Annotated in this window: 12 protein-coding genes; 8 read left to right on the top strand and 4 right to left on the bottom strand. The window is 73.1% G+C overall.

Translation table 11 applies throughout. The annotated features are described in order from the left end of the window. Positions 1-39 precede the first annotated feature (39 nt). Positions 40-354 carry a hypothetical protein gene (locus ACIF9R_RS18040; protein ID WP_399980767.1) on the top strand — a complete coding sequence of 105 codons (315 nt, stop codon included), beginning with the start codon at positions 40-42 and terminating at the stop codon, positions 352-354. A 49-nt stretch (positions 355-403) separates the two neighbouring features. Here ACIF9R_RS18040 and ACIF9R_RS18035 read toward each other — a convergent pair whose 3' ends face one another. Then, positions 404-3,268, bottom strand: coding sequence for an ABC transporter substrate-binding protein (locus tag ACIF9R_RS18035; RefSeq protein ID WP_399980715.1), 2,865 nt, complete (start codon positions 3,266-3,268; stop codon positions 404-406). Positions 3,269-3,620: 352 nt separating this feature from the next. Between ACIF9R_RS18035 and ACIF9R_RS18030 the strand changes: the two genes are divergently transcribed. From ACIF9R_RS18030 to ACIF9R_RS18015, 4 genes are all read left to right on the top strand, one after another. Further along, a complete protein-coding gene (locus tag ACIF9R_RS18030) occupies positions 3,621-4,541 on the top strand; it encodes a hypothetical protein (protein WP_399980712.1) in 921 nt (306 codons plus the stop codon). A gap of 110 nt (positions 4,542-4,651) precedes the next feature. Next, positions 4,652-5,098, top strand: a complete 447-nt coding sequence (locus tag ACIF9R_RS18025; protein ID WP_399980709.1) for a peptidase inhibitor family I36 protein — start codon at positions 4,652-4,654, stop codon at positions 5,096-5,098. Positions 5,099-5,250: 152 nt separating this feature from the next. Beyond that, a complete protein-coding gene (locus ACIF9R_RS18020; RefSeq protein ID WP_399980707.1) occupies positions 5,251-9,231 on the top strand; it encodes a helix-turn-helix domain-containing protein in 3,981 nt (1,326 codons plus the stop codon). Positions 9,232-9,396: 165 nt separating this feature from the next. Beyond that, positions 9,397-10,317, top strand: a complete 921-nt coding sequence (locus ACIF9R_RS18015) for an NlpC/P60 family protein (RefSeq protein ID WP_399980704.1) — start codon at positions 9,397-9,399, stop codon at positions 10,315-10,317. A 180-nt stretch (positions 10,318-10,497) separates the two neighbouring features. On the opposite strand, the gene ACIF9R_RS18010 is transcribed toward ACIF9R_RS18015, so the two are convergent. Further along, a complete protein-coding gene (locus tag ACIF9R_RS18010; protein ID WP_399980702.1) occupies positions 10,498-11,241 on the bottom strand; it encodes an AraC family transcriptional regulator in 744 nt (247 codons plus the stop codon). Between the two features lie 54 nt (positions 11,242-11,295). On the opposite strand from ACIF9R_RS18010, the gene ACIF9R_RS18005 reads away from it, so the two are divergent. The 3 genes from ACIF9R_RS18005 to ACIF9R_RS17995 all read left to right on the top strand — a co-directional run bounded on the left by ACIF9R_RS18005 (position 11,296) and on the right by ACIF9R_RS17995 (position 13,897). Then, a complete protein-coding gene (locus tag ACIF9R_RS18005; protein ID WP_399980700.1) occupies positions 11,296-12,507 on the top strand; it encodes an MFS transporter in 1,212 nt (403 codons plus the stop codon). After that, positions 12,470-12,730 (top strand): hypothetical protein, encoded by a 261-nt coding sequence (locus tag ACIF9R_RS18000; RefSeq protein ID WP_399980697.1) that lies wholly within the window; start codon positions 12,470-12,472, stop codon positions 12,728-12,730. The genes ACIF9R_RS18005 and ACIF9R_RS18000 overlap by 38 nt, the downstream gene beginning before the upstream one ends. 222 nt (positions 12,731-12,952) lie before the next feature. After that, on the top strand, positions 12,953-13,897 hold the full coding sequence (locus tag ACIF9R_RS17995) for a serine/threonine-protein kinase (protein WP_399980694.1): 945 nt from the start codon (positions 12,953-12,955) through the stop codon (positions 13,895-13,897). Positions 13,898-13,983: 86 nt separating this feature from the next. Here the strand turns inward: ACIF9R_RS17995 and ACIF9R_RS17990 are convergent, their stop codons facing one another. Both ACIF9R_RS17990 and ACIF9R_RS17985 read right to left on the bottom strand, forming a co-directional pair. Next, the gene (locus ACIF9R_RS17990; RefSeq protein ID WP_399980692.1) at positions 13,984-16,272 is read right to left on the bottom strand and encodes a UvrD-helicase domain-containing protein; all 2,289 of its coding nucleotides are present in this window, start codon (positions 16,270-16,272) and stop codon (positions 13,984-13,986) included. Continuing rightward, entirely contained in the window at positions 16,269-23,288 is a 7,020-nt protein-coding gene (locus tag ACIF9R_RS17985) for a DEAD/DEAH box helicase (protein ID WP_399980689.1), read from the bottom strand. Before ACIF9R_RS17985 ends, ACIF9R_RS17990 begins: the two co-directional genes overlap by 4 nt. Positions 23,289-23,410 lie beyond the last annotated feature (122 nt).

The raw sequence follows: 23,410 nt of genomic DNA, 5'->3' as shown, positions 1-23,410 counted from the left end.
CTCAGCGGCAACCCGGCGGCCCGTGCCCGCACCGACCGCCTGTGGGAGACCCGGGGCGCGGCGCTGCGGATCGGGGGCGCGCTGGTGGGGGAGTTGCACTCCAGTGAGGGCGCGGGATGGGCGCTGACCGTGCGGCAGGAGACGCATCCCGACGACTTCGACGATCTGCGCAGGATCGTGCTGTGGCTCGGCGATCGTACGACGACCGTGGGCACGGTGGGGTATCTCCGCTTCTACGAAGCGCATCTCCCCGACGTGCTGATCGCGGAAGGCGGAGCCGTGCGCCGGGAGGTCCTGCGTGTCGAACAGGCCGTCGGGACGGCGGACCAGGTGATTCCCGACTTCTACGCCTGAACGGCGGCCGGCGCCGCGCCTCCTCCCGGGGCGGTGCCCGGCACTCGGCTCACTTGATCGAGCACTCCTTCACATCGAGCGGTTCCGTGTTGCCCGCCGGTCTGCTGCACAGGACATCCGCCTTCGACACGCCCGCCGGGGTGCGACGGACCCGTGCGAGGACGATGCTGTGGCCGTGCCGTTCGCCGTACAGAGGTGCGTCGGTGAAGTCGATCGTGCCGGTGGCCATCCCGTCGAGCTTGACGCCCCTGAGGTTGATCCAGGTCGCGGCGCGGCTCTGGCGTACGTCTCCGAGGCTGGCCGCCCAGTACAGCGCACGTGTGGCGTCGTGGGCGAGGGCCGTCTGACCGCTGGCGAAGTCGGGGGCGTCGTACGTGGCCTCCCCGTCCTCGAGCCAGGGGAGGTGCTCGGCGGCGTCCTGGTAGAAGGCGGTCCCGGACGCCGCTTCGCGCAGCTCGGCCAGGGCGGCGTGGTACAGCGTGATCCGCGGGGCCACGCCGTCCCGGCCGCCCGTGCCGGAGAACTTGGCCTTGCTCAGGTCGTCACCCGTGAGGATCGAGATCTCCCTGTTCGCGCAGCCCGGTTCGACGCCCAGCTGGGTCATCAGCGGCCCGATGTCCTCGACCCGTCCGGCGAAGTAGATCACCGACGGGACGCTCTCGCCGCGGCAGATGCTCTCCGCGTGCAGCCGCAGTTCGGGCTTGCCGTTCGCCACCCGGTAGGTGCGTGCGGGCAGCAGCCGGAAGCCTTCCCGCTTCAGCATCTCCCCGCCGTAGAAGGCCTGTTCGCTGGTGTACCGGTCCTGCGACTGCTTCGTGTCCCGGGCCAGCACCAGGGCGTGCGGGGCCTTGTCCCGGCCGCGCAGCTGCCGGGCGACGAGACCGAGCGCCTCCGCCTGGTGCTCGTCGGGAGCGGCGAGGCTGAACCAGTTGGAGAACTCCTTCGGCAGGTAGGTCGCCGAGTTGGTGCCGGAGACGACGGGGAGTCCCGCCGAGTGGAGCCGGCGCGTCACGTCGGGGCTGCTCTGCAGGTCACGGCCGAAGCCGACGACGCCGACGACGGTCGGGTCGCGGTCGGCGTACTCGGCGATCGCGTCGGCCGTGACGCGCTGGTGCCCCATGTCCGCGCCGCCGTTGGCGAGCAGCACCCGCAGTTTCACGCGGTAGTTCTCATTGACGACGCGCTGGGCGAGGTAGACACCGGCCAGCTCCTCGGCGCCCTTGACCAGGGACGGGTCCACCGCGGCCGAGCTCAGCGGTCCCGCGTACACCACCGTGACGTAGGCGCCGGGGTGGTCGCGCAGCACCTCGGCGTTCTCGGCGTGCACCAGCTCCTCCAGCTCGCGCAGCCTCCCGCCCTCCTCGTCGGTTCCGCTGGAGAGGTGAGCGCCGAACCGTACGTCCGAGGCGGCTATGCCGACGCACTCCGTGCCGCCCCCGGGCGCGGGACGCAGTTCGGTGTCGCGGTCGGCGGTCAGCAGGCCCGCCGAGCAGTACGTCCGGTGCAGGTCGCGGGCGTGGACGACGCCGACGGTGGCGGCGAGGGCGAGGACCAGGATCAGGCTGTGCGCCGACCATACGACACGGGCCACGGACGGCCGGTGCCCGGCCCGCACGCACCGCCAGTCCGTCTGGCGCAGCTGCACCAGCTCGTCAGGGGGCAGCGGCATCCGCAGCACCCAGGGCAGGGCGTTGGTCCTGCTCGGCGACTGGTCGGCCCGGAGGTTCCCCGCCCATTCGTCGTACCAGTGGCGCAACCGTTGCTGCAGGCGCGAGGGCCCGGTCCGGGACGGGGGCTGGGGCTGCGGTCGGTTCACCGGCGCGCTCGTCTCCGTGCCCCGGTCGAGCAGCGCCGCGTCGTCCGCCGCCACGCCCGCCACGATCAGCAGCGGGTCGAGTTCGCTGCGGCGGCTGCGGACGTCACTGACCGCCCTGATCAGTTCGATGCCGCCGTTCTCCCGGCCCACCCGGCGCAGGAACAGCACCGGCGGCCGGGTCCGCTTCAGCCCTCGCAGGTCCCAGCTGCCGCGCCGGTGGCTGTCCCGCAGATCCTCGAAGAGCGCCAGCACGTACAGCTGGAGGGGGAACGGGCCGCCCTCGCGCATGGCCTCGGACACGTCGTAGGCGCGGGCCGCTATGGCCCGCCAGGAGCGGACGGGTCGCAGGAGCCGCACGCTGGTGGACTGACGGCGGGCGGCGGACTGGAGGAACGTCGTGGTCAGGAACCACCGGCTCTCCCTGCGCAGCCACAGGAAGAGGGGTGCGCGTCCGGGCACGTGGTTCAGAGCGGCGAGCAGGATCATCAGCCCGATGCCCGCCAGCACGGCGATGTACCACTCGGGACGGGTGAGCAGTGCGGTGAAGGCTCCCAGGACACCCATGGGGAGGAACTGCTGCACGTCGTTGAGCAGCACCTGCCGGTTGCGGCGCGCGGGTCTGCGGGGGCGCCAGCGCTGCCGGGCGAGGATGCGCAGAAGGTGCGTCTGGGCCTGCTCCCGCTGGGCGTTCCCGTCCGGGGTGCCTGCCGGGGCTGTCGGCCAGTGCTCGCGCATCTCCGGATCGTCGGTGGCCTCCTGGAGAGCACGCACGAGGCCCAGGCGGGGAAAGGAGTAGGGCCGGTAGGTCGCGGAACGGTCGCCCCACTTCCGGGAGTCGCCGAGGTCGCGCAGGAGCCGTACGGCCTGGGCGGTGGGGTCGAGGTCCCCCGGCTGGGGCTCGGTCGGGGCGACGGCCAGGCGTGTTCCGTGGCGCTGCTGCCCTTCGCGCAGTTCGTCGACGAGTTCGGTGACGCGGTCGTCGTCGGCGGCGTCCTCCGCGTGCAGCACGATCACCGGCATCGGAGGATCGCCGGCCCGGAAGTCCTGGATCAGCGATTCCAGTTGTCGCTGGACGTCGATCCCCGCCCCGGTCGACATGCCCGGGTGACCTCCCGGGCAGTCCCGAGGGAAGTTCTGGTCGCGGCCGTGCATGGACACCCCCCGTGGTCGTAAGACACATGTGTCACAAGCGCCTTGTGAGGGTATCGCCCGCCGCTGACAACTGCTCCTGACGAGAAGGCGCGAAAGTGGCCGTGCGCCCCCGCTCCTCACCCCCACCCCCACCGCCTCCGACGGCCCCCACCGCGTTGCCTCTCCTCCCGCGTTCCCCCTGCTCACGCCTTGTTTCCCGGCCGGTCGTACCGGCGGGCAACAGGAAACCCGTCGACCTCCGCCGGCAGCGGGGCAACTCTGAATCCGGCAGCAAGCGGCGGTGAAGGGGGGCGGGGTCATGAGGCGGGTGCTCGTGTCCTTGTGCGTGGCCGTGGCGGCCGTCGCGACCGGATGCGGCGGCGGGGGCGACGGGGGTGATCGCCGGGCTGAACAGGATCCGCGGCCGCGTCCCCCGGCGCTGACCTGGCAACAGGAACTCCGTGTCGCCGACGCGCAACAGCGTCTGATCAGGCAGTGCATGGAGCGCCAGGGCTTCACCTACTGGGAGGACCGTGGTCTGACGCTCGAGGAGAGCCGTCCGGTGCGCTTCGTGCAGGACGACGTGGCGTGGGCGCGCACGCACGGTTACGGGGGACGTATCGAGGCGAAAAGCCTGCGGGTCCACGAGCGCAACCCCAACGGCACGTACCGGCAGAGCCTTTCCGGCACGCGCCGCACCGCCTTCGACACCGCGCTGGACGGCGGCGACGACGCCAGGACGCTCCGGGCGCCGCTGCCCGCCGGCGGAGAGATCCGCAAACGCCTCGGGGGCTGCACGGAGGAGGCCGAACGCACGCTCTACGGCGACCCGGTCGTCTGGTTCCGTACGAGCAAGACCGTGTCGGGCCTCAACGCCCTCTACGGGGAGCAACTGATGACCGACCGTCAGCTGGTCGCCGCGGTCACAGCGTGGGCGCGGTGCATGAAGGACGCGGGACAGCCGTACGAGGATCCCTGGGCGGCCCGCGAAGCCGTCCGCGTCCGCACCAGCCGGCTGGGCGAGGCCCGCGCGGACGAGGCGTTCGCCGCCGAGCGGAGGACCGCCGTCGCGGACGCGGCCTGCGCCCGCAAGGCCTCCCTGCGTGCCGTGGCCACGGCACGGGAGACGCACCACCTGGACCGCCTGCGCGACCGGTTCGGCAAGGACATCGACACCTACCGGCACCTCGGTCAGCGGGCCTACGACCGGGCGGTCCGCATCGTTCCGGAGCGCGACTGACCAGGTCGCGCACGGGCGGACACCGCCCCACGGCGCGGGTGCGCGCCGGCCCACCGGCACGGCACACCCGTTCCGACGCATCAACAGTGACACCAACGAGGGGAAACATCATGCGCAAGTTCACCGTCACCGCGGCGGTCCTCGGGCTCGCAGCCCTGGGCCTCGCCGCACCCGCCACCGCCGCCCACGCGTCCGAGAACACCGTCGCCGGCCCCGGCTGCGACAGCAAGTGGGGGCCGCGCAACGGCAACATGTACGCCTGGGACGGCTTCGACTGCCAGGGCACCCAGCTGATCGCCACGCCGGGCAACAGCACGAACTGGGGCTCCGCCAACGACAGGGCCTCGTCGGTCATGAACCGCGGGTTCACCGGCAGCCTGTCGATCGTCGCGTTCTACTTCCTGGAGAACTACGCGGGAGGCCACGCCTGCCTCCAGCCGGGCGAGCTGTACGCCGACAACCTCTCCGACAACTTCTTCAACACCGGTCCGACGGTGAACAACAACATCAGGTCGCACCGGTGGGTGAACGGGGGCTGCGCGGTCAACCTGACCTGATCCGCCCGCTCGGCGACGGACGTCCGGAACCGTTCCATGGTTCCGGACGTCCGTGTTTTCGCCACATCGGGTGAAAAGGTTTGGCTGCCCTCAGCACCCCGGCAGTAGCCTGGGCTTCAGCCATCTCACGGCCGCACCGCATGGGGGACTCCGTGGGAGATCCGCAGCAGGGGCACGAAGCCGACCACGGGACCGAGCGGGACCGGAACGCGCCGACCACGCACTCCTTCCCCGCGCAACTACGACGGCTCAGACAGGCACGCGGCCTGTCGCTGACCGACCTCGCACGGCAGACGCACTACAGCAAGGGCTACCTCAGCAAGATCGAGACCGGTACGAAACGGGCGACCGCCGACGTCGCCCGTGTCTGTGACCGGGTCCTGGGCGCTGAGGGCGAGTTGCTCAGGCTCGTACGGGAGGGACCGCCCCCGCCCGCCGACGGTGGAAGCGGCGCCGAGATCGCTGCCACCGGCACCGGCGGGCGGCAGTCCGATGCGCTCTGCCCGTACCGCGGCCTGTCGGCGTTCACTCCGCAGGACGCGGACTGGTTCTTCGGCCGCGAGCGCGCGACTGCGGCACTGGTGGAACGGGTCTTCGAGCGGGTGGGCACCGGTCCGCTCATGCTCGTCGCCCCCTCGGGCGCCGGCAAGTCGTCCCTCCTCAACGCCGGACTGGTACCCGCCCTGCGGCGCGGCGACTTCCCCATGCCCGGCACCGGCCGGTGGCCGGTGGTGACGTTCACCCCCACCGCGCGCCCCCTGGAGGAACTCCTGGAACGCACGGCGAAAGCCGTGGGCGGAGACCTCGCCGTCACCGTCGAGGAGGTGCGCGTAAATCCCGATGAACTGCTGGACGCCGTACGCGCGATGGTGGGCGATCCGCCGGAACCGGAACCGGAACCGCCAGGAGATACACAACCCCCGCGCCGGCCCCCGCCCTGCCGACTGGTGCTGATCGTCGACCAGTTCGAGGAGCTGTTCACCCTCTGCGCGGACGAGGACGAGCGTCGCTCCTTCGTCCGGGTGCTCTGCGCGCTGGCGGCCCCCCGGCCGGAGGAGGAGCACGCACACGGCCCCGCCGTCGTGGTGCTCGGCGTCCGGGCCGACTTCACCGGCGACTGTCTGGACCTTCCCGAACTCGCCCCCGTTCTCACCGACGGGTTGTTCGTGCTGCCGCCCATGTCCGTAGGGGAGTTACGGGAGTCCATCACCCGGCCCGCCGAACTCGCCGGACTGACCCTCCAACCGGGCCTGGTGCCCCTGCTCCTGCGGGACGCGGGGCTGCGCGAGCTGCGTGAGCTGCGCGACGAACGGAACGGACCACCGAGGAGCAGCGGGACGGACGCCGGTTCCGGAGCCGACGTGGCACCCTCCGGCGTGCTCCCCCTCATCTCCCACGCCCTGCTGGCCACCTGGCAGCGCCGCGAGGGGTCCGTGCTGACCGTCGCCGGGTACGAGCGGGCCGGCGGGATCCGGGGTGCGATCGCGCGGACCGCCGAGCACGTGTTCGCCCGGCTGTACCCGGCCGAGCAGAAGACGATCCGGCGCGTCCTGTCCCGGCTCGTGTACGTCGCGGACGGCGGCGGGGCGACCCGCCGCCGGATGAACGCGACCGCCCTGAGGGAGCAGTTCGCCGACGCGGACGGCACGTCCGCCGCGCTCGACGCCTTCGTACGGGCCCGGCTGATCACCATGGACAGCGACACGGTCGAGATCACCCACGAGGCCCTGCTGCACGCCTGGCCACGGCTGCGGGACTGGATCCACGCCGACCGCGCCGGGCTGCTCCTGCACCAGCAACTCGCTTACGCCGCCGGCGAATGGGAGCGCGAGGGACGTGACCCCTCCGCGCTGTACCGCGGCACCCGGCTGAGCACCGTGCGCTCCTGGGCCGACGAACTGGACGGCTGGAGCCGGCTCGGACCCGGCGAGGAGGCGTTCCTCAGGGCGAGCCTGGCCGAGCAGGAGATCCATGAGCGGCAGGCACGACGTCAGGTCCGGCTCCGGCAGTCGATGTTCGCCACGCTCGCCGTCCTCCTGGGGCTCGCCGTGACCGCCGGCGGCCTCGCGTACCAGCAGCGCGAGAGCGCCCTCGATCAGGAACGCGTCGCGCGTTCCCAGGCGCTCGCCGTGCGGTCCGCGGCGCTCGCCGGGGGCCGGCCGGAGGCGTCGATGCTGCTGGCCGGCGAGGCCTACCGGACCCACGTCACCGTCGAGGCGCGCGGTGCGCTGTTGAGCACGCAGTCCCAGCCCTACTCCGGCCGGCTGGGCGGTCATCGAGGGCCGGTCAACGCGGTGGCCTTCGCGCCGGACGACCGCTCCCTGGCGACGGCCAGTTCCGACGGCACGGTCACTCTGCGACGGGTGTCGGACCGCCGTACGACCGCCTCCTTCGCCGTGTCCGGACCAGTCCGTTCGATCGCCTTCAGCCCCGACGGCCGCACCCTCGCGGCGACATCGACGGACGGGCCCGTCAGCCTCTGGGACATCACCGAGCGCCGGCGAAGGGCCGTGCTCGCTGCCGGCACGAAGGGCGCGCGGGCGCTGTCCTTCGCCCCCGGCGGGCACCGGCTCGCCGTCGCGACCGCCGGGGGGCGGATCCAGGTGTACGACACCGCGCGCACGCCCCGCCTCACCGCGACGCTCAGCGGGCACAAGGGGGCGGTCAACGCCCTGGACCACTCCCGCGACGGCCGGACCCTGGTCTCCGGCGGAGCCGACCGGACCGTGCGCCTCTGGTCCACCGGCCGGGGGACCCGGCCCCCCACCGTGCTCAGGGGGCACACCGACGAAGTGCTGGGTGTGGCGTTCTCCCCGGACGGCAGGGAGGTGGCCTCCGGAGGCGTCGACCGGACCGTACGGCTGTGGGACGTGCGCGACGGCCGGCCCCGCGCGACATTGTCCGGGAGCAGCGACGACATCAACGCCGTCGCGTACACGCACGAAGGCGCCACGGTCGTCGGCGCGGTCGGCGACGGGACGACCAGGCTGTGGGACGTCCGCAGCCGCCGGCAGACCGCCGTGCTCGCCGGTCACACCGACTACGTGATGGGGGTGGCCGTGACCTCCGGGGGCACCCTGCTCGCCACGGCCGGGTTCGACCGGTCCGTGGTCCTGTGGAACCTCGGCGGCCCGGTGCTGAGGGCCCGTCCCTTCACGGAGGTCTGGCAGGCCCGGTACAGCCCCGACGGCCGGTTGATGGCCACCGCCGACGCCGACCACACGGTACGCCTGTGGGAGGTGGGCCGACGCCGGCTGCCGACGACGCTCCGGGGACACACCGAGGCCGTCTTCTCGGTGTCCTTCGCACCCGACGGGCGGATCCTGGCGTCGGCGGGTTCCGACGGCACGATCCGGCTGTGGGACGTGGCCGCACGGGAACCGCTGGCGACCCTGACGGGCCACGTCGGGCAGGTCTTCTCCCTCGCCTTCGCCCCCGACGGCCGGAGTCTCGCGTCGGCGGGCTCCGACCGTACGGTGCGCCTGTGGGACGTGGCGGAGCGCGCGCAGCGGGCGATGCTGACCGGCCACCGGGACTACGTCAACGGCGTCGCCTTCAGCCCCGACGGCCGGGTTCTGGCGAGCGCCTCCGACGACCTGACCGTCCGTCTCTGGGACGTCTCCCCGCACCGCCCGATCCGCCCGCTCGGCATGTTGACCGGCCACACCGGCGCGGTGCGCGGCGTGACCTTCGCCCCCGACGGGCGGACCCTGGCCAGCAGCGGCAACGACGGCACCGTACGGCTGTGGCACGTCCGCGCACGCCGCTCCGCGGGTGTCCTGACCGGTCACATCGGCTCCGTCCGGGGCATCGCCTTCGCCCCCGACGGCCGCAGGCTCGCCAGCAGCGGCAACGACCGTACGGTGCGCCTGTGGGACGTCGCGGGACGGCGCCCGTGGGCGACGCTGACGGGCCACACCGACGCGGTGTGGAGCGTGACCTTCGCCCCCGGCGGGCGCACGGTGGCCAGCGCCGGCACGGACGGCACCGTACGGCTGTGGGACCTCGACCCCGAGGCCCGGCTGGAGCGGATCTGCCGACTGCGCGCGACCGTCGACGCGGACGCGCGCGCGAAGCTCCTGCCCGGTGTCCGCCTCACCGACGACGGGGCCGCCTGCGACGGACGGGGGTGACGGCGGCTCAGCCGCTCGAAGGGGGTTTCCCGGGTGTTTCCCGTTGCCCATCGGCAGGAGGCGACACCTGGATCTCGACAGGCACGCGTCGCGGCCAGCAGGCTCCTGTGCGACCACTCTCATCAGCCGAACAGCTGAACAGCCACCGGAAACGGGGGTCTTGGCATGGTCCGCCGGACCGAACTCATCCGCACACTGACCGCGTTACTCGCCTTCCTCCTCTGCGCGCCGGTGTCCGCCGCCGCGAGCACGACGAACACCGCGAGCACGACGAACGCCCCGAGCACCGCGACGCCCGCGCAGCGCACGGCCGCCGAGGCGTGCGGGGTGCTCGCACCCGGAGCCTCCGCGGCGGCCGAACGTGCGATCGCCGCCGCCTGCGCCGAGGTCGCGGCCGGCACCTGGTACACCTGGGGCGGCGGGCACGGCCCCCAACCGGGCCCCACGTATGGCCAGGTCGACCCGACCGACCCGGACAGCGAACACGACCCCGAACGGTTCGGGTTCGACTGCTCGGGCCTGGTCCGCCACGCCTACGCCGAGGCGGCGGGCTCCGACATCCTCAACGGCGTCGCGAGCCAGCAGTACTACACGCATCGCGCCGCCGCCCGCTTCACCGCAGCCCAGGGCCTGGCCCCGCTGCTCCCGGGCGACCTGCTCGCCTGGGGCACCTCGAAGGACCTGCACCACATCGCCATCTACCTCGGCGCGGGCAAGATGGTCGAGGCCAAGGAGTCCGGCACCAGGCTCATGGTCAGCGACGTCCGCCTGGGCGGCTACTTCGGCGCCGTCCGCGTCAACACCGGGCAGGTCACCGGTCACATCCACCAGACCTGGGGCACCGACGTGTGGACCAAGGCCGAACCCTCCCTCGCCGCCGCCCGCGTCTACGCCTTCCCCTACTCCACCACCATCCGCGTCCACTGCCAGAAGCACGCCGAAACAGTCACCTCCGACGGATACACCAACGACGTGTGGTCCTACCTGCCGGACTACAGGGCGTGGATGACCAACATCTACATCAAGGGAGCGGCATGGCTCGACGGCGTCCCCGACTGCCGGACGACGCCGCCACCGACGCCGTGACGCGCCGGCGCGCCGCGGGTCTCCGACCGTGAGGACACGCGGTTGAGCCCTGAACCACTGCTCAGGCGTTGCGTGCGCTCACGGTCCGACGCCCGACGCCCGACATCAGCCGACTCCCGGCTGCCCGGAGTGCTTGGAGTGCCCGGACCGCCGGGAGCCGGCCGGGACGGCGTCGGGCCCTCAGCCTCCGGGATGAGCGCCGGGTGTGTGGCCGAAGGCGCGGCGGAACACGTCGATGAAGGTACTGGCCGACGACCAGCCGCACCGGTGCGCGACCGCGGTCACCGGCATGTCCTCGGCCAGCAGCACCAGCGCGAGGTGGAGGCGCAGTTGGGTGCGCCACTGCGGGAACGTCATGCCGAGGTCGCGGTGGAACAGCCGGGACAGGGTCCGGTCGCTCGCCCCCACGGCCCGGCCCAGCTCGGCCAGGGTGCGCCCGTCGGCCGGATCGGCGCGCAGAATGTCGCACAGCTTCCGCAGCAGGGGATCGGCCGGGGTGGGCAGGTGCAGCGGTTCCTGCGGCGAGGCCCGCAACTGGTCGAGCAGCACGGCGTGCAACCGCTCCCGCTCGGGACCGACGGCGCCCGGGGAGCGGGTGTAGGCGATGATCAGCTCGCGCAGCAGCGGGCCCACGGCGAGGACGGTCGGTGAGGCGAGGCCCAGCGGATTCACGACCGCGGGCAGTCCCAGCAGGTGCAACTGGATCTCGCCGTGCGCCTGGTGGGCGTGGACGGTGCCGGCGGGGACCCAGATGGCGCGGTTGGCGGGGGCGACCCAGGAGCCCGCGTCGGTGGTGACGGCCAGTACCCCGCGGCCGGCGTAGACGATCTGGTGGTCGTCGTGCCGGTGGGCGTCGATCGCGGCGCCGGGCGCCAGCCGCTGCGTGCGGGTCGGCGCGGTCGACGTGTGGCGGATTTCCGTCATCACGTGGCAGTTTATCGGAAGTACGACACCTCGCCGGGGACCCACCATGACGGGGTGCGAAGGAACCGATCGATCGTCCTGCTGACCGCCGGTCACGCCTGCGTGGACGTCTACCAGGGCGCTGTGGCGTCACTGGTGCCGTTCTTCGCGGCCGAGCGCGCCTACGGCTACGCCGCGGTCTCGGGCATCGTGCTCGCGGCCTCCCTGCTCTCCTCGGTGGCGCAGCCCGTGTTCGGCGTGCTGACCGACCGCCGGCCCGTGCCCTGGCTGCTGCCGACCGGCACGCTACTGGGCGGTCTGGGTATCGCTCTGAGTGGGCTCAGCGGCTCCTACGCGCTGACCCTCGCTTTCGTGGCCGTCTCCGGGGTGGGCGTGGCCGCCTACCACCCCGAGTCCGCCCGGGTGGCCCGGATCGTGAGCGGGGGCAGCCACCGCGCGATGGGCTGGTTCTCCCTGGGCGGCAACCTGGGCTTCGCACTCGCCCCGCTCATGGTCGCCACGGTCGTCGCGACCGGAGGCCTGCGTCTGACGCCGTTCCTGGTCCTGCCGGCGCTCGTCGGCGCCGTCCTGTGCCTGCCCGTGCTGAGGGCGCTGGAACGGCACACCGGTGCCGGACGCGGCGCCGCCGTGGCGGACCGGAGTGACGACATGGCCTCGTTCGTGAAGCTGTCGCTGGCCGTGGTGTGTCGGTCGGTCGTCTTCACCGGACTGAGCACGTTCCTCTCCCTGTACGCCACCGAGCGCATGGGGGGCAGCACGGCGGCGGGCACCGTGGCGCTGTTCGTGCTCTATCTCGGCGGCGCGGTCGGCTCCGTGCTGGGCGGGGCCCTGGCCCATCGCTGGGACCGGGTCGCCGTCTGCCGCTGGTCCTGTCTGCTCACCGCCGTGTCCGTGCCGGGCCTGCTCCTCGCACCCGGTCCGGCGCTGTACCCGTTCGTGGCACTGGCGTCGACGAGCCTGTACGTGCCGTTCTCCCTGATCCTCACCCTCGGTCAGGACTACCTGCCCTCCCGCGTGGGCACCGCCGCCGGCGTCACCCTCGGCCTGACCGTCAGTGTCGGCGGCCTGGCCGGCCCGCTGATCGGGAACCTGGCCGACGCGACCTCACTGCGCACCGCGCTGGCCCCGCTCGTGCTGATGCCCGTCCTCGGCTGGCTGTTCTTCCGCATGCTGCCCGAGCCCGTCCCGCCGGCAGGGGACGCGGCCCCGTCGAAGGGGGGCGACACCGATGACGCACTCAGCCGCTCCGGACCCGGCCACCGCTGAGCCGTCCGCCGCGGCGGACGACCCTCCGGAACCGGCGGACCGGGACTCCTGCCCGCTGAGGGACTGGGGCTGTGCCGCCGATCTGCGCCGGCCCACCTGGCACCTGCTGTCCCATCACCGGACGTCCGACACCGAAGTGGAGTACTGCGCGTGCGACTGCGGTGCCGTCGTCGTGCTCCACGGGGACCACCTGGTCGCCTTCACCGGACCTCCGGCCGACTGATGGACCGTCCGGGCCGGCTGTCGTCTCCCAGGTGCGCGGCCGGCTGCCGGGCTGCGCGGCCCGGTGCGAGCCGGGCACGTCGAAGAGGAGCGGAACAGTTCCGCGGGGCAGGGGTTCGTCGTCGGCCGGGAGCGTTCCCTCCCCCCGGCGCTGCCGGTTCCGTGTATCTGCCAGGCTGGGCGGGTATCGGCGTCCGACTGGGGCTCATCGAAGGAAGTGAACGTGGAGCAGTTCGCCGCGGGCAAGGTGCTGCGGAGCAGGTACCGGCTGGACCGGGTGCTGGGCAGGGGGGCCATGGGGCATGTCTGGGAGGGGACGGACGTGTATCTGGAGCGGCCCGTGGCGGTGAAGACCGTGGCAGCGGAGCTGCTGGCTCCGGCGGACCGGCGCCGCACCGCCCTGGGCCGCTTCGAGCGGGAGGCCAAGACCGCCGCCCGGCTGGACCACCCCAACATCACCACCGTGTACGACGCGGCCCTCACCGAGGACTTCTGCTGTCTGGTGATGCAGCTCGTCGACGGGACGACCCTCGACAACGTGATCGACTGCGCGGACGACGGGCGGCTGTCCACCGCCGCCGCGGTGTCCGTGGCCGCGCAACTGTGCTCGGGGCTCTCCGCCGCGCACGCGGCCGGGCTCGTCCATCGCGATCTCAAGCCCCAGAACGTCATGGTCCGCGCCAGCGGCCTGGTGAAGATTCTCGACTTCGGTCTGGTGAAGGTCCTCTCGGACGCCGATCCGCAGCTCACCATGACCGGCGAGACGGTCGGCAACGTCGCCTACGCCTCGCCCGAACTCCTGTCCGGGGACAGGATGTTGGACGGTCGCAGCGACCTGTACGCGGTGGGGTGTCTGCTGCACCACATGCTCACCGGACGGCCTCCTTTCGACGGCCCCGGTCCCGCCGACCTGGTGACCCGGCACCTCACCGCGCCCCCGCCCCGCTTCGCCGACGACGGTGTCGACGCCCCGGCCGCGCTTCAGGACCTGGTGCACGCGCTGCTCGCCAAGCGCCCCGAGGACCGTCCCGGCGGTGCGGCGGAGGTCTACGCGGCCCTCGCCCCCCATCTGCCCGCCCCCGACCCGGCGTTCGCGACCCGCCGGATGCCGCCGGAGGACCCCCGGCGTCCGTTCCTCGTGCCTCAGGCCCCGGTCATGCCCCGTTAGCCGGGGCCGTCACCGCGTCGTGAGCTGCGGTGTTCCACCGGGCCCGGGTCATGCCCCGTGAGCCGGGGCCGCCCCCGTGGGCCGGATCACGCCGCGGCCGGGGGGCGGTCATCGAGCAGTTCCCCGAGGAACGGGCTCGGCTCGCCGTGCCAGAAGACGTCCAGGCTGTCCCGGGCGCGCGTGGCCGCCACGAAGAGCAGGGACCGGGCGCGCTGCATCTCCCTCCGGTGCCGCGCCGGGTCCGTGGTGCGCAGCCGCTGGATGTCGGCGCGGGGAACCAGTCCGTCGGTCACCGCCGCGATGATCATGCGCTGGTACTCCAGTCCCTTGAACCGGAACATCGTGCCGATGTGGACGCCGCTGTCGCCGACGGGACCGTCCGGACCGATCTCCTGCGCCATGATGCCGTGCTGCCGCAGCGTGTACGCGACCTCGCGCGCCATGTCGTTGGTCGGCACGGCGATGGCGATCTGCTCGTGCGGCACCTGCCCCCAGGACTCGATCAGCGCGGTGATCGCCTCCCGTTCGTCCGCCCAGTCGGGCAGCCGGTGCAGGTCCGGTACGCCGCCGCTGAGCACTGACCGGTACCCGGCCAGGGTCTCGGCGCTGCCGTCGAGGTCGTCGTACGTCTCGTCGCCGAGCACGTTGAGCGCGGAGCGCAGGATCTGCCGGGTGGTGCGGTAGCTCAGCGACAGCTTCGAGGACCGGCCGCGGATGTTGATGCCGAGGCTGCCCAGGGTCACCTGGTTCTTGTAGATGCGCTGGTGGGTGTCGCCGACCAGGAAGAGGTCGTTGCGGTCCGGGGCGGTCATCGCGCGCAGCATCTTCCAGTGCGCGGGCCGCAGGTCCTGGGCCTCGTCGACGACGATGTGCCGGTACCGGTAGCGCAGCCAGCCGCCCGAGCCGTCGGCCACGTGCACGTTGTCGAGGCCGCCCGCCTCCTCCCTCCGGCGGTCGATGTCCTGGATCCGCCGGGCGCGTCCTGCCTCCAACTGCGCCGCGCGCTCCGCGATCTGGTCCCACGTCTGGACTCCGATCCGGTCCAGACGCTGGACGAACCGCTCGGCGAGCTGCCAGATCCCGGCGCGCTCGGCACGGGTGACGGTACGTCCGCGTCCGGCGCGGCGGGCCCGGAAGTAGTCCGTGCGGGAGGTCACCGCCTGGCCGAGGATCACCTGCGTCCACTCGTCGTGCAGGAACTCCGCGTCCCAGCCGTCCTCGCCGAGTTCGTCGAGGAGCGAGCGCCATTCGCGGACGGCCTGCGCCTCGTCGACGATGCGCTTGCGGTTGCCCGGTTCCGCCTCCCGGACCGTGCGCAGCGCGAGCTGGTCGACGTGACTGATCTCGACGCGGGACAACAGCGCCTCACCGCCGAGCGCCAGCAGCCGGGACCGCAGGTCCGCCGCGAGGTTCTTGTTGTACGTGGTCAGCAGGACCGGCTTGGTGCGGCCGGCCGGGAGCCGCTCCACGAGGTGCCTGACCCGGTGCAGCGCCACGATCGTCTTGCCGGTGCCGGGCCCGCCGCCCACGCGCGCGGGACCGCTGTAGTCGCGGGTGACCAGCTTGGCCTGGGTGGGGTGCAGGAACACCTTCCAGCGTCCGAAGTCCTCGCCCTCCAGCGCCTCGCGCAGTGCGTCGTCGGTGGTGGTGACGATGGTGGCGGGACGTTCGACAGCAGCCCTGAAGTCCTCCGTGTCCACGGGTTCCGGTGCCGTGACGGGGGTGGTGACCTGGTCCAGGACGTCGTCGTACGCCTTGCCGTCGTACAGCGCCAGCAGCACCTCGCCGGTGAGCTGCGGCGCGTACTCGACGAGGCCGAGGAGCTGGTCCTCGGTCGTCAGGGCGGCGACCACCGGGACGAGGGAGGGGGCCACGCCCAGGTCGGTCAGCTCCTGCTCCGACCACTGCGCGAACAGCGGTTCGGCGGCGGCCGGCTCGGCGGCCGGTCCAGCGGCAGGGGCGGCGGGTTCGGGCTCGACGCGCGGTGCGTGCTCGGGTGCCGGCGGGACCGCGGGGGCGAGCACCTCCTCCTGTACGACCTGGAGGTCCACGTACTCGATGCCGCCGGTGACCCGGTTGACCGAGTAGGTGAGCCGGTCCAGGTGCGCGTACACGTCCTTGCGGTGCTTGACCGAGACGATCAGCCAGTCGTCGTCGGCCAGCCGCAGCAGCAGCGCGCGGTACTCGTCGTTGACGCGGGCCGAGTGCAGCTTGTCGTGCCCCTGCAACTGCTTGAGGCGCAGGCCCGCGGAGTCGGGGTTGGTCTTGAACTTGTGCTGGAAGTCGTAGATCGCGCCCTTGACCGGGCGGGGGAGCTTGAGGATCTCCCGGTCCGCCTTGTCGAGCAGGCGCAGTGTCACGTTCTTGCCGGTCACGGCTGTCCGTTCCCCCCGTTGTCCGTCGCGTCCGTCGCGTCCGTCGTGTTCGTCATGTCGCTGGTGTCCTCCGCGGGCGGTGTGCCGTCGAGGCGGTCGGCGAGGTCCCCGGCGGTCCAGTCGGCGGCGGGGCGTACGTCCCAGCCGGCCGCGGCGAACGCACGGTCCCGGTCGGCGGCCTCCGGGTCGGAGTCCTCGCCGTCCGGCGGGCGCGGCGCGAGGACGACGCCGACGCGTGCGCCGGGCCAGGCCAGTTCGGCGAGCCAGCCGCCGTCCGAGTCGAGTTCGTAGCCGTCCTCGGGGGCCGGGACGCCACGCGAGGCGAGGGTTTCGGCGAGTGCGAGCAGGCCGGGCTCGTCCGGGTCGAGGTACTCGACGACCCGGTCCCACGCCGCGTCCCGGACGGGCGGGACGCCATCCGCGCCGGACACCCCTGCGGTCGCGGGCGCCGACGGCGCGGGCCGCGCGCGCTGCGCGGACGTCGCGGGCGGTACGACCCCGGCCGGCGGGGGAGTGTCCCCGCCCCGACTGTCCTTGCCCGGAACCCCGCCCGGCGCGCCCCCGCCCGGCGCCGCCACCTCGCCGGCGAGTGTGACGCGGACGCTCTCCAGGACGCCGCCGCCGCCCGTCGCCGCCAGGATCTCGACGGGGAACGCGTCGAGACGGCTCGTCGTGAGCTGTACGGCGTCACCCCCGCCGGTGTCGAGGAACTGCAGCAGGTTGGACCAGTACAGCCAGGCCCGCCAGCGGCGCTTGTGCGCCTCCTCCCGGGCGTGGACGCCGGGCGCGTCGTCGAGGAGGACGATGCCCGTCCACGCTGGGGGTGTCACCCGGCCGTCGGCGGCGCACACCAGCGGCAGTTCCGAACGGTCGGTCACCGCGAACAGCTGCACCGGGCCGGGCGGTCCCGACGGACTTCCGCCGCGCAGCGCCGCCGTGATCTGTTCTCCCAGCGCGTCCGGCGGCAGCGCGACCGGGCGGGTCCCGGCGCCCATGAATCCGGCCAGGGCCGCCTCCGCCCGCCACTGCCAGCGCCGCGCGTCCGGCCGGCGCAGGTACTCCACGAGCTGCTCGGCCGGGTTGACCCACACCGTCTCCGCGAGTTCCCCGGGCAGCCCGCCCCGCGCCCTTTCGTAGTACGCGCGGGCCTTGGTACGGGCCGTGTCCCCGTACGGTTCCCACACCGGGTCGGCCGGTCCCGCGCCCGCCCGGCCGGTGTCCTGGACGCGGCGCCGCCAGTCCTGTACGTCGCCGTAGGTGAGCTGGAAGACCCGCAGCCCTTCCGCGCGCAGCCCGGTGCGCTTGTCGGCGTCGTCACCGGCCCGGTTGTGCGCGCGTCCGGCGTGGAACTCGTAGCCGTCCAGGTAGAGCGCCACGCGTGGGCCGGGCGCGTCGACCCGTTCGAAGAGGACGTCGGGCCGGGTGCCGTCGAGGACCCGCTGCTGTGACACCCGCCAGCTCAGTGTGGTGCCGTCGGCGGCGGTCAGCCGCAGGTCGAGCGCGTGGGTGCCGGCGGGGGTGATGTAGGCGTCGCCGCTGGCGCGGCTCTCGGGCAGGGCGGCCCACTCCCGCAGCGTGTCGATGAACAGGACCTCGAGGTCGCTCTCGGCCTGCTGGTGCATCGGGATGTGCTGGGTGGTGGTGACGGGGGAGGTGGCCCAGCGTTCGCCGTCCGCGCCGAGCAGTTCGTCCAGCATCTGCCGGACCTCGTTGCGGCTGACCTTGTCGTAGTCGCCCGGCGGGACGCGGCGCAGCAGACAGCGGTGGCAGCCGTCGAGGCCCTTCTCCAGGCAGCCGCAGCTCTCGATCACCTCCCGCGCCTTCAGCAGGACCTCGCGGAAGCCGTCGGAGGTCGCCAGGCGGTGCAGGTATCCGGTGCCGCCGGGCAGCCGGTCGTAGACCACGAGGAACCGGCGGGGCCAGTCGCGGTCCTCGCCGTCCGGCATGGACGCGGCCGTGATGTCGATGTGGTCGGGGTCGCCGCCGTAGCGGGCGGCTATGCCCGCGAACAGGGCGGCGGTGAACGAGGCGAGCCGCTCCCTGGCCCGCGCCACGGACGCCGGCAGCAGGATGCGGACGGCCTCGGTGGTCAGCTCGTGCGCCAGCAGCAGCGGTACGTCCTGTCCGGCGCCCTGCGCCTCCGCGCTGCCGCGCAGCCGTCGGCGCGGGCACCACAGCTGGTGGTGGGCGCTGGCCCGGGTGGACTGGGCGAGGGACGCGGTGAGCGCGTGCTGCGACTGGTCGACGACCGGCCGTCCGTCGGCGGTCGCGCCGCCGCAACTCGTGCACACGTAGAAGGGGTTGAGCCGTACGTCGTCCCCGGCCAGCGCGACCGTGCTGCTGCCGTCCTGCCGGTCGATGCCCAGGTTCAGGGTGCGCACGACGGCCCTGCGGGTGAAGTCGGCGCCGAAGACCGCGGTGTCGTGCCGCCACGATCCGGCCGCCAGGTGCGCCGGGTCGATGTCGACGGTGGTGAGCACCGCGTAGCGCCTGCGGTCCCGCTCGTCGCGGTCGTCGCGCACCCGGGCGTCGTCCCGCTTGTCGCGGGAGGTGACGCGGCGGGGCTCCAGTACGTGGTGCACACAGCCCGCGTCGGCGATCTCCCGGGAGCCGCAGCGCGGGCACGGCGAGGTGTCGTTCTTCGGGTCGCCGTGGGTGCGCGCGTATCCGCAGGACGGGCAGAGCCGCCACACCGACCAGGCGCGCCGCTCCGGGCTGCCGATGTCGAGGGCGCGTACGACGTGCCGGTAGCCGTTGACGTAGAAGCTGTTGCCGGGCGCGAGTTCGGTCAGGGCGAGTTTGCGGGAGCGCTCGTAGTCGCGCATCTCGCTGCGGTACACCCACTCCCGGCGCTCGTCGTCACCGGCCTCGGACGCCCCGGAGCCCTCCGAATCCTCCGCGCCCTCGTCGCCGCCGGCGGCCTCCTTCCAGTAGAGCGTGGCCTCCAGGGACGTCGTGGTGTCGGTGAGGCTGTAGTTGGGCAGCAGGCCGAGTTCGACGAGGGCGCCGTGCGCGCTCGTCTGGCTCAGCTGGCGCAGCAGTTCGCCCGTCGCGCGCCGTTCCGCAAGCAACTCGCGCCGCTCGGCGCCCTGTTCGCGGTCCTCGGCGAGCAGCCCGTCCACCGCCGTGTCGATGGCGGCGATACGGCGGCGCAGTTCCTCGCGGCGCGCCGTCCACTCCTCGTCGGCCTCGGCCAGGGTGCGGGCGATGCCGCCGGTGGCGTACGCGCGCAGCTCGTCGGCGGCGTGCGCGGAGACGCCCCGGTCGTCGTCGGGGCCGCCCGGCGCCTGCGGGAACAGTGCCAGGAACTCCTCGGCCAGCCGGGCCCCGTGGGTGAGCGCCGCGTCCGACAGGTCCTGGCACCAGCCGGTCGTGCCGAACAGCGCCGACGACAGGCGCGGCACGGGCATGAGCGCCTCGCCGTCCGACGTGGTCAGTTCCCCGCGGGCCGCCCGGTCCAGCAGATGGGCCGTGTACTGGCGGCGCAGGATCTCCACGGCCGACAGGTAGCAGCCCGGCGGCACGATGTCACCGGCGATCATCTCGGCCGGGTCGTCCAGGTAGTACCGGTCGCGGGCCCGCCGCCCGCCGAAGGCGACCACCAGGGCGTTGCCGGTCCGCCGCCCGGCGCGCCCGGCGCGCTGCACGTAGTTGGCCGGGCCGCCCGGCAGCGAGCCGAGCAGCACCGCCGACAGGTCGCCGATGTCGATGCCCAGCTCCAGTGTGGGCGTGCAGGACAGCACGTTGGGGTCGGTGTAGTGCACGCCCTGCCGGAACGTCCGCTCGACGCGCTCCCGTTCGGGCCGGGTCAGCATGCCGGTGTGCTCGGCGGTGACGACCCGGTAGGTGCCGCCGGTCAGATACAGCCGCCGGTAGTAGTCCTCGCGGTAGTCACGCTCCAGTTTTCCGCCGAAGCCGCCGCTGCCCGCCCCGGTCGACGACATGCCGTACTGGGGAGGCGTGAGGAAGCCTGTGCAGCGCCAGCGCGGGCAGGGGTGCCCGTACCAGCGGGTGCGCCGCTCGGGGGGCACGACCTGCTGCCAGCCGCACTCCTCGCAGGACACGAACGCCTTGTTGACCAGGTCGTCGGCCAGGAGCCGCACCTGGACGTGGCCCGGCTGGAGCCCGTACACGCGGGTGGTGCGGTCCTTGGCGGTGCGGGCCGACACCACGCCCTCGTCGGCGAGGACCGGCAGCAGCCGCCGCAGGTACTCGGTCGCCTGCTGGGCGTCCAGACCGAGGCAGCGCCGGGTCCAGTCCTGGTACCAGTTGCCGCGCCCGGTGATGGTGTCGAACTTGGTCTTCTCCTTCGGCCCGGCGAGCAGGAACCGCGGCGGCGCCACATACCCCTCGGGGAAGGCGGGCATCCCCTCCGGCCGCCGCCCGGAGATGAGGTACTGGTTGACACCGGCTTCCCTGATCCAGGTGTCCAGCCACCGGTGCCGGACGCCGCCGCGCAGCCGCATCCGCTCCAACAAGCCCCGTACATGGGCCAGATAGCGGTCGGGCGTGGGCAGGCCGCCGTCCAGGCCGAGCTGTCCCGGCAGCGTGAGGTGCAGGTCGCGGGCGAGCGCGACGATCCGCTCCGGGTCGGCGATCACCACCTCGGCGGCCGTGGTCCGGGTCAGCTCCAGGGTGCGCCCGAGGCGGGAGCGCAGCCCGAACTCCATGACCGTGGCGAACGCGAGCCGTTCCCCGATGAGCTTCCAGGTCCGCGCGTCGCCCGTGCCGCGCCCCGACAGCAGCCGGTCCACGCCCGGTTCGTCGTGCAGGTCCGGCGGGACGACCGCGGCCAGCGTCTGCGGGTCGTCGACGGCGTCCAGGACGTCGCCGATCAGGTCGTTCAGGGGGAGCGCCGCGCCGTCATCGTCCAGCCGGTGGGCGAGCAGGGAGCGCAGCGAGAACTTGTACGAGGCGTTGGCGACGTATCCGGCCCGGTGCGCCGCGTCCTGCGTGGAGTCGTTGAACAGCAGCGTCTTGCGCTCCTCCGGCGCCAGCGCGATCTCCTGGCCGCCGGTGAACAGCTGGGTGACGGTGGCGGACGCCAGGGCGGCGAGCGCGGTGCCGAGGAAGCGGATGCCGTTGTCGGTGTTGCACGCCGGGCAGGTGTCGTCCTTGGCGGCCTGGTCGGCGGTCTTCTTGTCCAGGACGGCCCGCGCGAACCAGGCGTCCTGCAACCCCTCCCCGTCCTCGGCGACGGGCATCCGGTACGTGCCCTGCGCGCCGTCCAGCACCACCACGGACTGCGGGTCCACGCCGCCCGCCGCCTTCGGCGCGCTGCCGGTGAGGGCCGCGAGGGCGTCGCGCGCCTCGGCCGGTGTCGCCGAGATGAAGTACCGCAGCCGGCGCTTGTCGCGCCCGACGGAGGCCTGCCAGATCTTCAGCGGGCCGGTCTCCAGCTTCTGCGGATCGGCCTCCGGGGACAGCGCCGCCCACCCCGAGCGCCCGCACACGCGGCAGTAGACCGCCGGCAGGTGCGCCTGGGCCGGCCGCTGCACGGTGTCCGACCCGGGCAGCGACTCGGGCCGCCGCGAGTCCGCCGTCGGCCACTCGTCGCTGTCGGACGACTCCTCGGACGCGGACGCGGCGGTGAGCGCGGAGCGCCGGGCGACGGTCCGCTCGTCCTCGTACCAGCGGAACTCCGGCCGGGCGCCCACCCCGCTCAGGATCCGCCCCACCGGCCGCACCCACAGATGTGCCTCGATGTGCAGCAGCGGACGCGGCCGGCGCTCGTCGGACTCCGGGTCCCGCGCGGACGACAGCAGCGCCACGAACCGCGACAGCGCCTGCAGGGCGAGCCGCGGGCTCTCCCGCGCGGTGCGCGCCCACGCGTACCCGAAGCGGGCCATACGGTCCCGCAGCCCCCACTCGTCGAGCGGGTCGCCGTTCAGCAGGGCGAGCACCCCGTGGGTGAAGTCGTGCTTCCGCAGCAGCCTTCCGATCTGGAAGGCGTCCAGACCGCGCCGCCCCAGCAGCCGCTCGGCGAGCCCGTCCAGGTCGAGCCGGTCCGGGGCGGACTCGACGCCCGGCCCGCCGGAGACCTCGATGACCTCCTTGGGGTCGGGGGGCTCGGGCAGCTCGTAGTCGATGTCACCGACGAAGTCGTCGGCGCTCAGCCGCTCCTCACCGATCACGGAGTCCGGACCGAACGGTACGCCGAACACCTGCTCGGCGACGGCGAGGATGCCGCTGCCGTCGCCCCCGCCCTCACCGAGGGTCGCCGAGGTCGCCACCGGGCAGATCGACCCGAGCGGCCGCTCCGGCTTCGAGGCGCCCACGGCCGACGCCAGCCGCCGCAGCAGCATCGCGACGTCCGTGCCCTGCGCGCCGTCGTAGGTGTGGAACTCGTCCAGCACCACGTACGCCGGGTCCGCGCCCTCCCACAGCGGCCGGTCCTCGGCCCGCTGGAGCAGCAGGTCCAGCATCTTGTAGTTGGTGATCAGCACGTCCGGCGGCGCCTGGCGCATCTCCTCGCGCCGCGTCATCACCCGCCGGAAGTCGGTGTCCGGTCTGTCCCCGATGTAGAGACCGGCCGTCACCTGCGCCAGCTCCGGCTGCGCGAGGTACTCGCCGATACGGCCCGCCTGGTCAGTGGCGAGCGCGTTCATCGGATACAGCAGGACGGCCTTCACCCCGCGCCGCCCCAGCGCCTTCTGCCGACGGCAGTGGTCGAGCACGGGGATCAGGAACGACTCCGTCTTGCCGGACCCGGTGCCGGTCGTCACGAGCGTCGGCTCGGCCGCCCCCCGGTACGTACTCAGCCGCTCCCACGCCTTCGCCTGGTGCCGCCACGGAGTGAACGCCGGCTGCCACTCCAGCGCGGCCCGCCACCCGTCACCGGCCGGATGGAACGGCGTCCTGATCCGCAGGTACGGCCCCCGGAAGATCCCCGTCTCGGGGTCCTCGAGAAACCGCTCCAGCGCGAGCCGCGTGTCCTCGTCGGCCAGTGCGTACGTCGTCGTGAGGTACTGCGTCAGACTGCCGCGGAGCTGCGCGGCGGCCAGGGTGGGCTTCACGAGGACCTTTCGGACAAGTCGGGTACCGGGACCGCCGGTGCGTGCCCCCGGTGGCGACCGGGCGCACGTACCGTGACGATCGGCATCAAAAATAGCGCCCACCTCGGACATCGATACCCACC

Source organism: Streptomyces sp. NPDC086080, from assembly GCF_044540255.1.
Lineage (GTDB): Bacteria > Actinomycetota > Actinomycetes > Streptomycetales > Streptomycetaceae > Streptomyces.
This window is presented reverse-complemented; position numbering and strand designations above follow the sequence as displayed.

Coding starts and splice junctions, on each gene's coding strand:
- ACIF9R_RS18035 (WP_399980715.1), bottom strand. CDS start 3,268: ATGTCGACCGGGGCGGGGATCGACGTCCAGCGACAACTGGAATCGCTG.
- ACIF9R_RS18030 (WP_399980712.1), top strand. CDS start 3,621: ATGAGGCGGGTGCTCGTGTCCTTGTGCGTGGCCGTGGCGGCCGTCGCG.
- ACIF9R_RS18025 (WP_399980709.1), top strand. CDS start 4,652: ATGCGCAAGTTCACCGTCACCGCGGCGGTCCTCGGGCTCGCAGCCCTG.
- ACIF9R_RS18015 (WP_399980704.1), top strand. CDS start 9,397: ATGGTCCGCCGGACCGAACTCATCCGCACACTGACCGCGTTACTCGCC.
- ACIF9R_RS18010 (WP_399980702.1), bottom strand. CDS start 11,241: ATGACGGAAATCCGCCACACGTCGACCGCGCCGACCCGCACGCAGCGG.
- ACIF9R_RS18000 (WP_399980697.1), top strand. CDS start 12,470: ATGACGCACTCAGCCGCTCCGGACCCGGCCACCGCTGAGCCGTCCGCC.